Annotated in this window: 7 protein-coding genes; all 7 read right to left on the bottom strand. The window is 38.2% G+C overall.

The genetic code is table 11. The features are described 5' to 3' along the window. Positions 1-9 precede the first annotated feature (9 nt). Complete coding sequence (locus B0X80_RS16365; protein ID WP_077342239.1) at positions 10-903, bottom strand: urease accessory protein UreD; 894 nt, start codon at positions 901-903, stop codon at positions 10-12. 35 nt (positions 904-938) lie between these two features. Beyond that, positions 939-1634, bottom strand: coding sequence for an urea ABC transporter ATP-binding subunit UrtE (gene urtE, locus B0X80_RS16370; RefSeq protein WP_077342241.1), 696 nt, complete (start codon positions 1632-1634; stop codon positions 939-941). Next, complete coding sequence (urtD, locus tag B0X80_RS16375; RefSeq protein ID WP_077342243.1) at positions 1631-2521, bottom strand: urea ABC transporter ATP-binding protein UrtD; 891 nt, start codon at positions 2519-2521, stop codon at positions 1631-1633. The genes urtE and urtD overlap by 4 nt, the downstream gene beginning before the upstream one ends. After that, on the bottom strand, positions 2518-3771 hold the full coding sequence (urtC, locus tag B0X80_RS16380) for an urea ABC transporter permease subunit UrtC (RefSeq protein ID WP_245825479.1): 1254 nt from the start codon (positions 3769-3771) through the stop codon (positions 2518-2520). Before urtC ends, urtD begins: the two co-directional genes overlap by 4 nt. Further along, on the bottom strand, positions 3771-5444 hold the full coding sequence (urtB, locus tag B0X80_RS16385; protein ID WP_077342245.1) for an urea ABC transporter permease subunit UrtB: 1674 nt from the start codon (positions 5442-5444) through the stop codon (positions 3771-3773). The genes urtC and urtB overlap by 1 nt, the downstream gene beginning before the upstream one ends. 159 nt (positions 5445-5603) lie before the next feature. Further along, entirely contained in the window at positions 5604-6887 is a 1284-nt protein-coding gene (urtA, locus tag B0X80_RS16390; RefSeq protein ID WP_077342247.1) for an urea ABC transporter substrate-binding protein, read from the bottom strand. Positions 6888-6923: 36 nt separating this feature from the next. Next, the gene (locus tag B0X80_RS16395; RefSeq protein WP_077342249.1) at positions 6924-7889 is read right to left on the bottom strand and encodes an outer membrane beta-barrel protein; all 966 of its coding nucleotides are present in this window, start codon (positions 7887-7889) and stop codon (positions 6924-6926) included. Positions 7890-8349: the final 460 nt, after the last annotated feature.

Below are 8349 nucleotides of genomic sequence, written 5' to 3' on the forward strand. Positions count from 1 at the left end.
AAATTAAAATTAAGTATGCCAAATTCTAGGTTCAATGGCTGACGCCTCAATAACAAGAGGACGTAAATGCTGCCATAATTTTATAAATAAGGTTTTACACTGGTGTGCTTGCTCGCCTAAATAGCGGATAACAAACAAACCACGTATATCGGTAATACTGATCAGCTCTTGTGCGTTTTCGCTTTCAATAATCTCGCGTAATACTTCAATGATTAACTTACGATCTTTAAGAGCTGTTAACTGTGTAGGCGCATACACTAAAAAAGTACCAAATACGGGCTTACTGGCTAACCCTGCCATATGATGAAGTAACTTGTTACGGGGTGATATTTCGATACGGTCATGATAAATAAGCTTATCACCGCAATACAAACGGTTAAGTTGCGTGTATTGGCCTTGATCAAAATATTGATCTGAACTGGGTAAACCTAAACAGGTAATGTCCCAGCCTAAATAAACGCTGTTGTCTTTAATATGAACATCAACGGTATTAAAACCATCTGCACCTTCGTAAACAATGGTTTCTTGCGGAAAGTTTTCTGCTATGGCTTTATCACCTAAGTACAACGAGGTTATTTGTGTTTGTTTCGTTGCGCCAATTGATAAATCTTCTCTAGCTCGATAAAAACGGTTTGCTCCAGGCGTGGTCACTAAAACATGAGCTTGAGCTTCAATGTTTATTTCAACATTAAGCTCGTCGCCCGATACAATACCTGCAGGAGGATGCAATAAGTAGATGTGCGCGCATTCTTGCCCTTCTGGGTAAAAAGCTTTTTGAACCGATAACGGTCCTTGTCGCGACGTGGTTTTAAGTTGAGTACCATAAGCATTGTGGCTAAATGTTAATGCTAATTTAGCCAACCACTGCCTTGCTTCAACTTTATTTGTTTCTTTTATAATCATTCTTTAGTGTTATGATTCGCTTGGTTTTTATCCGTTTAAACAGATAAATATTTACTCACTAACTCATCCGTCAACTCTACCATTTCACCCGATGCAATAACATGACCTTTTTCCATTAAATGAAATTCTTCGCCTACTGCGCGTGCAAAAGGTAATTTTTGCTCAACTAAAACAATAGTCATGCCGTGTTCTTTGTTTAATTTAAGTAAAACGTCGCGAATAAGCTGTACGATATTAGGTTGAATACCTTCGTTTGGCTCATCCAGAATTAAAATATCTGGGTTAAGTACTAACGCTCGCCCTATCGCTAATTGTTGTTGCTGACCACCCGATAAGTCACCACCACGTCGGTGTAACATTTCTTTCAGCACAGGAAACAGCGTAAAAATATGCTCAGGTATGGTTTTACTTTTCTGACGCTTACAATTTAAGCTCAATTTTAGGTTTTCTTCCACCGTAAGCTGCGGAAATATATCACGTCCTTGTGGTACATAACCTACCCCGATTTCTGGACGTGTTTCCACGCCTTTTTTAACAACGTCAACGCCGTTAATCACTAAGCTCCCCGAACTAATTGGCAACAACCCCATAATAGATTTTAATAACGTGGTTTTACCTACGCCATTACGACCCATGATACAGGTACGAGAACCTTTTTTAATTTTAAGATTTAAATCCCACAGGATTTGAGTGCCACCGTATTGCTGATTTACCGACGTTAACTCGATCATACTGTTTGCTCCTGTGGTTTGCTTTCTAATTCAGTTTTCTCTGAAACGCTTTTTTCATTTTCTTTGGCATAGTCGTCTGAACCGTCTTCTTCACCGAGGTAAACCTGAATCACGTCTTTATTCGATTGAATTTCAGACATAGTACCTTCAGCTAATACAGAACCTTGATGTAATACCGTAACTTGCTTAGCGATTGAACGAACAAACGCCATATCATGCTCTACCACAACCACTGAATGCTTACCTGCTAGCGAGGTTAATAGTTCTGCAGTACGTTCAGTTTCTTGGCCTGTCATACCCGCTACGGGTTCATCAACCAATAACACGCGTGGCTCAGCCGCTAACAGCATGCCTATTTCTAACCATTGCTTTTGCCCGTGGGATAAACGTCCTGCGGGGTAATAGCACTCTTTAGATAAACCAATAGTCGTTAAAATTTCAGCAATACGATCTTTCTGCTCGCCTGTAAGTTTATGGAAAAGCGCCGTCCAAATACCTTTGTCGCCCGCTAAACTCAGTTCGATATTTTCAAATACGGTCAGTTCTTCAAAAACAGTTGGCTTTTGAAATTTACGACCTATACCTGCTCTGGCAATTTCAGCTTCACTTAACTGTAATAAATCAACCTGTTGACCAAAGCTTACCTTGCCTGTGTCTGGTCGCGTTTTTCCGGTAATAACATCCATTAAGGTTGTTTTACCTGCACCGTTAGCACCAATTAAACAACGTAATTCACCGTCGTTTATATACAAGTTCAAATCGTTTAAAGCTTTAAAACCGTCGAAACTTACACTCACATCTTCAACATATAAAATAACGCCATGTCGAGTATCAGGTTTAATATTTTCGTCTGCTAATAAAGGCGAACCACTTTTATCGACTATCATGAGCTAGCCTCCGACTTTTCAATGCTTGTGTTGTTTGACTCTTTTGATTGGTCTGTATCGCTTGCTTCGTTCTCGCTATCTTTTTTATTTAAAATATTCGGTAATAAACCCGCGATACCTTTAGGTAAGTACAAGGTAACTAATACGAATAAACCACCTAAGGCGAACAACCATGCTTCTGGCATAATCGCAGTAAAACGTGTTTTAGCGTAACTGACTACCACAGCACCAATGAGTGCACCGTACAAAGTTCCTCTACCGCCAATCGCTACCCAAACTACCATTTCGATTGAGTTAAGTGGTGAAAATTCACCCGGATTGATAATACCTACTTGCGGCACATACAAAGCGCCAGCAACACCGGCTAACATAGCGGAAACAACATAAATCCAAAGTTTGTAATGTTCAGGTTTAAAGCCAACAAAACGTACACGAGATTCAGCGTCACGTATTGCAGTAACCACACGACCCATTTTTGATTTAACAATAAAATCACTTACCATATAACCGATAGCTAAGGCGATGGCTGTTGCAACAAAAAGCCCTAACTTGGTTGATGGTTCTTGTAACGAAAATCCTAAAATTTCTTTAAAATCTGTTAAACCGTTGTTACCACCAAAGCCCATTTCGTTACGGAAAAACGCTAACATTAAGGCGTAAGTTACCGCTTGCGTCATAATAGAAAGGTACACACCACTTACGCGTGAACGAAATGCTAACGAACCGAATATGTAGGCTAATAAACCGGGGCCAATAAACACCATAGCGATCATCCAAAAAACGCTACTTGAACCTGCCCAATACCAAGGTAATTCAGTCCAGTTTAAAAATACCATAAAGTCAGGTAAATCAGGGTTGCCGTATACACCTCTATCACCTATTTGGCGCATTAAATACATACCCATAGCGTAACCACCTAGCGCAAAGAAAGCACCGTGGCCTAAACTTAAAATTCCGCAATATCCCCACACTAAATCTACCGCAAGGGCTAATAAGGCATAACATAAGTATTTACCAAACAAGCTTACGGTGTAATCACTTACGTGAAAGAAAGATCCTTCGGCAAAAACTAAATTACAAAAGGTTACGTAAAAAGCCGATATCAGTAAAAAGCCAATAACAACGCGTAAACTACCTAACTCTGATAACTTTTGTACAAATGTTGGCTTGTTATTTGGCAAATGGTTATTTGGAGCACTGTTATTTGAATGATTCATACTTGTGTCTGTTTTAATGGTTGAAGTAGTCATTAGTCTGCTGACCTCCCTTTTTGTGGAAACAGGCCTTTTGGTTTTTTCTGAATAAATAACACCAAGCCAACCAATACAATGATGTTTGCTAGTACAGAGCCAGTAACAGGTTCTAAAAACTTATTGAATGCACCTAACGACATTGCTGCAACTAAGGTTCCCCATAAATTACCTACACCACCAAATACCACAACAAGGAACGAGTCGATAATATACGCTTGCCCTAAATTAGGCCCAACGTTGGTTAGCTGGCTAAGTACTACACCTGCAATACCTGCTATACCTGAACCTAAACCGAAGGTAATCGCATCAACCCAGTCACTTTTTATACTGAGTGCTCTGGCCATATCGCGGTTTTGAGATACAGCACGAACATGTAAACCTAACGAGGTTTTTTTCAATATCATTAACAAGGCAACGAATACCATTAATGAAAAAATAATGATGTATAAACGGTTAAAGGTTAATGAAAAAATAGGATTGATCTGCCATGAACCACTCATCCACTCAGGAGTAAGTACTTGACGATTTAATGGAGAGAAAATACTTCTTACCAATTGTTGTAAAATAAGGCTAATACCAAAAGTGGCTAATAAGGTTTCTAACGGACGCCCTTTTAAGTGACGAATAACACCACGTTCAATACCAACACCCACCAAGCCAGATACTAAAAAGGCCGCAGGAATCGCCATTAATAACGAGTATTCAATATACTGAGGAAAGGCTTGTTGAATAACATACGTGGTATACGCACCTAACATCATCATTTCACCATGAGCCATATTAATTACGCCCATAACACCAAAAGTAATCGCTAAACCAATAGCCGCCAGTAACAAAACTGAACCTAAGCTCACACCAAAAAATAGGTTTTCGGCAAATTCAAAAATACCTTTTCTGTCATCAATATCTGCAATAGCTTTTTCAAGCGCTACTTTTAAGGCTTTATCTTCTACCGACAAAGGGGTTGAAGACGTTGATTTAGCAATTTTTGAAAGTTGGTTCGTCATTTCATTCAGTACAGACGGTTCTAAACTGGTTTTTAATTGCTTTACAGCGGCTAACTTTTCTTCGTGTTCGCCATTTAATAACTGCTCAACAAGTAAGGTGACTTGCATTAACTCGCGCACGTCGGTGTCTTGTTCTTTCTTCACCAATTTTGTAATAGTGTCGATACCTGTTTGATTCGGTTTATCTAACAACTGTTTAACCGCTGCAATACGAATTTCTTTGTTTGGATCGGTTAAATCAAACTGAGCAAGTAAACTTCGTAAAGAGCCACGCAATCTATTGTTTGTTTTAATTTTTCGTATTTTACTTTTAGCAACAACATCAAGAGGCGTATTAGTAAGTACGTCAGTTAATGCGTATTTTTTATCTTCATTAATTTGAGCATGTACCACTTGTTTATTGGCTTTAATGTAATAAAGCTCGCCATTGAGCAAATAATTAAAAGCTTGTTTTACTTGTGGAGTTTTTGTTGCTGAAAGTTGTTCAATTAACAACTGCATTTTTGAAAGTTTGGTAACGGGTAACTTTTTAAATAAAGTAGCAAGTTCAGCATCGTTGCTGACACTAGTGCTAACGCTAGTTTTGGTAAGTGTTACATCACCGTTAGCAATACTTTGCCACGCGAGTAAACAACAAATAAAAGCAGAAAATATTCGCAACATTGCGTTTTCCTTAAGGGTTAACATGGGAATAAAAGGGTTAATAATGAAACTGTATAGATTTACTCAAAACATTCTTTGAATAGAGGAAGATGAAAAAATGCTTTGAGTAAATGGGAGACTAACTTGTTAGCCTCCCGTTAATCATTTACTCGTTATCAGTTAAAAGTTTTGACCAGAACACTTAGCTGTTTTCACATCAAAGTTTCCGCATTTAACTGGCGCAGTCCAATCTGAAATTAAGTTTTTAGAGCTAGGTAAATAATCAGACCAAGCATCACCAATTACTGTATCAGGTGTTTCCCAAACTACTTCAAATTGACCATCTTCTTGAATTTCACCAATAAGTACTGGCTTAGATAAATGATGGTTTGCATTCATTACCGCAGTACCACCTGTTAAGTTAGGAACAGCAACACCAATCATAGCTTGCTCAACCGCATCAACATCTGTAGTACCTGCTTTTTCAACAGCTTTAGCCCACATTTTAAAACCAATGTAAGTCGCTTCCATAGGATCGTTTGTTACACGTTTGTCATCACCAATGTATTTTTTCCAATCAGCAATAAAAGTTTCGTTCTCATCCGACTCTACACTTTGAAAGTAATTCCAAGCCGCTAAGTGACCCACTAATGGTTTAGTATCAAAACCAGAAAGCTCTTCTTCACCAACAGAGAATGCAACAACAGGAATATCTTCAGCAGAAACACCTTGGTTACCTAACTCTTTATAAAATGGAATGTTTGCATCGCCGTTAATGGTTGAAACAACCGCTGTTTTCTTACCTGCTGAACCAAACTTTTTAACTTCAGCAACAATACTTTGCCAATCTGAATGACCAAATGGCGTGTAGTTCACCATAATGTCTTCGTCTTTAACGCCTTTAGATTTTAAGTACGCTTTTAAAACCTTGTTGGTTGTACGTGGGTAAACATAATCTGTACCCGCTAAAACCCAACGTTTAGCACCAATATCATTCATTAAGTAATCAATAGCAGGAATTGCTTGTTGGTTTGGCGCAGCACCCGTATAAAATACGTTTTTAGATGACTCTTCACCTTCGTATTGCACTGGGTAAAAAAGTAAACCGTTAAGTTCTTCTAATACAGGAAGTGCTGATTTACGTGATACTGAAGTCCAGCAACCAAAAATAACATCAACCTTTTCTTTCGCTAATAATTCACGTGTTTTCTCAGCAAATAGAGGCCAGTTAGACGCAGGATCAACAACAACTGCTTCAAGTTGCTTACCTAAAATACCGCCCGCTTTGTTTTGCTTATCGATCATCATTAATACAGTGTCTTTTAGTGTTGTTTCACTAATCGCCATCGTGCCCGATAAAGAATGCAACACACCGACTTTAATCGTGTCTGCCGCATAAGTAATACTGGTTACTAAACTACTCGCAACAATTGAACTTGCGATGATTAATTTTTTCAATTTCATGTTTATTTCCTTTCTGGTAAGTATCGTTGGGTTCAATTAAAAAGTAACTAAAGCTTCAATCGCGATAGTGTCTGTATCAACATCGTTGATTTCTTCCATACGGTATTCAAAAACCATAAGTAAGTTGTCGTTTACCGAAAAGCTTGGTGAAATAGTAATACCAGAAGCATCTTCAACCATTGCGCCAGTTGCATCTTCAACTTCCCAATCGTGGTAACGAACTGTTAAGGCAAAGTTGTCAAACGCGTAGTTAGCCATTAATAAATAACCGCTCGCATCACTACCAATAACCTCAACACCATCAATTTCAGTAACACTGTTTTCTGCTGTGTTATATTCAACAGCTAGCGTTAAAGCGTCTTTTGAGTAGCTTGCCCATGTGTTAATTAGCTCAACATCGCCATCTTTTGAGTAAAAACCTTTAATAGTAATTTCATCAGTCGGCATTAAAGCAACCATAGTTTCAATACCTGGATGTTCTGAATCTGTAGATTGCGGACCCGCTAAATCGTTAACCACTGAAACCGCTAATGCGTAACCGTCGCCGCTGTAAATACCTGAAATGCCTTGTTGGTAGTAACCGTAGAAGTATGCTGCGTAACCCGTACTTGAGTATTGAAATAAACCTGTAGGCTCTTCAGTTTCCCAACCGGTGTAACTTAAAAAACGACCAGCTTTAACGCTAAACTGCTCAGATACTGCGTAATTAATAAACGCTTGCTCAAGGTCTACACCTTCAGTTGAATTTTTATATTCAATATCCACCGTTGCAGTTAACTTGTTACCAAAGTCGTAAGTTGCGTCAATCTCTACTTGCGCTATACCTGAATTACTTGATGATTCACCGCCATCAACATCAGAATACACATAATCCATATCAATAAAGCCTGACACGCTTAAGTTATCCATTATTTTTGAATCTTCAGCCTGTGCAGCTGATACAGCGCCTAACGACATTAATACTGTTGCAGCAACAGGTGTTAATTTTTGTAAAATTTTCATGTTTAGCATCCCTTAAGTATTTCAATTGCGTGTTCTATATTTTTATTATTAAACAAGTAACACGAGGTTTATTTAACTGTGGTTAGTATTACTAAGTTAATAAATAGTTAATATGCGCAAAAGCACGCAAAGGCATACGCATAATTACGTAGTTTTGTTTGAATTAAAGGATTTATGGTGAGTGATTTAGGTTCATCAGTAGGCTATTTAGTTACCTATGATTAATTAAGGCTCTGGGATATTTTAAGAGGTACAAGAAACGGATTGCGTCTCTATATTTAAACAGCTAGTTGCCATAAGAAACAAAGAACATAAGATATTGATATTTAATGTTATATAAGTATACTTCTAATCGGGGGCGTTCAAAATTCTGTGTCAGCTTAAATTCTTAAATATCGAGCACGCTGTCTAAACGTCCCTCAAAATAAATCGCTAACTGAGATAAACAAAGGCTCCAATT

Source organism: Pseudocolwellia agarivorans, from assembly GCF_002000085.1.
GTDB classification, from domain to species: Bacteria; Pseudomonadota; Gammaproteobacteria; order Enterobacterales; family Alteromonadaceae; genus Pseudocolwellia; species Pseudocolwellia agarivorans.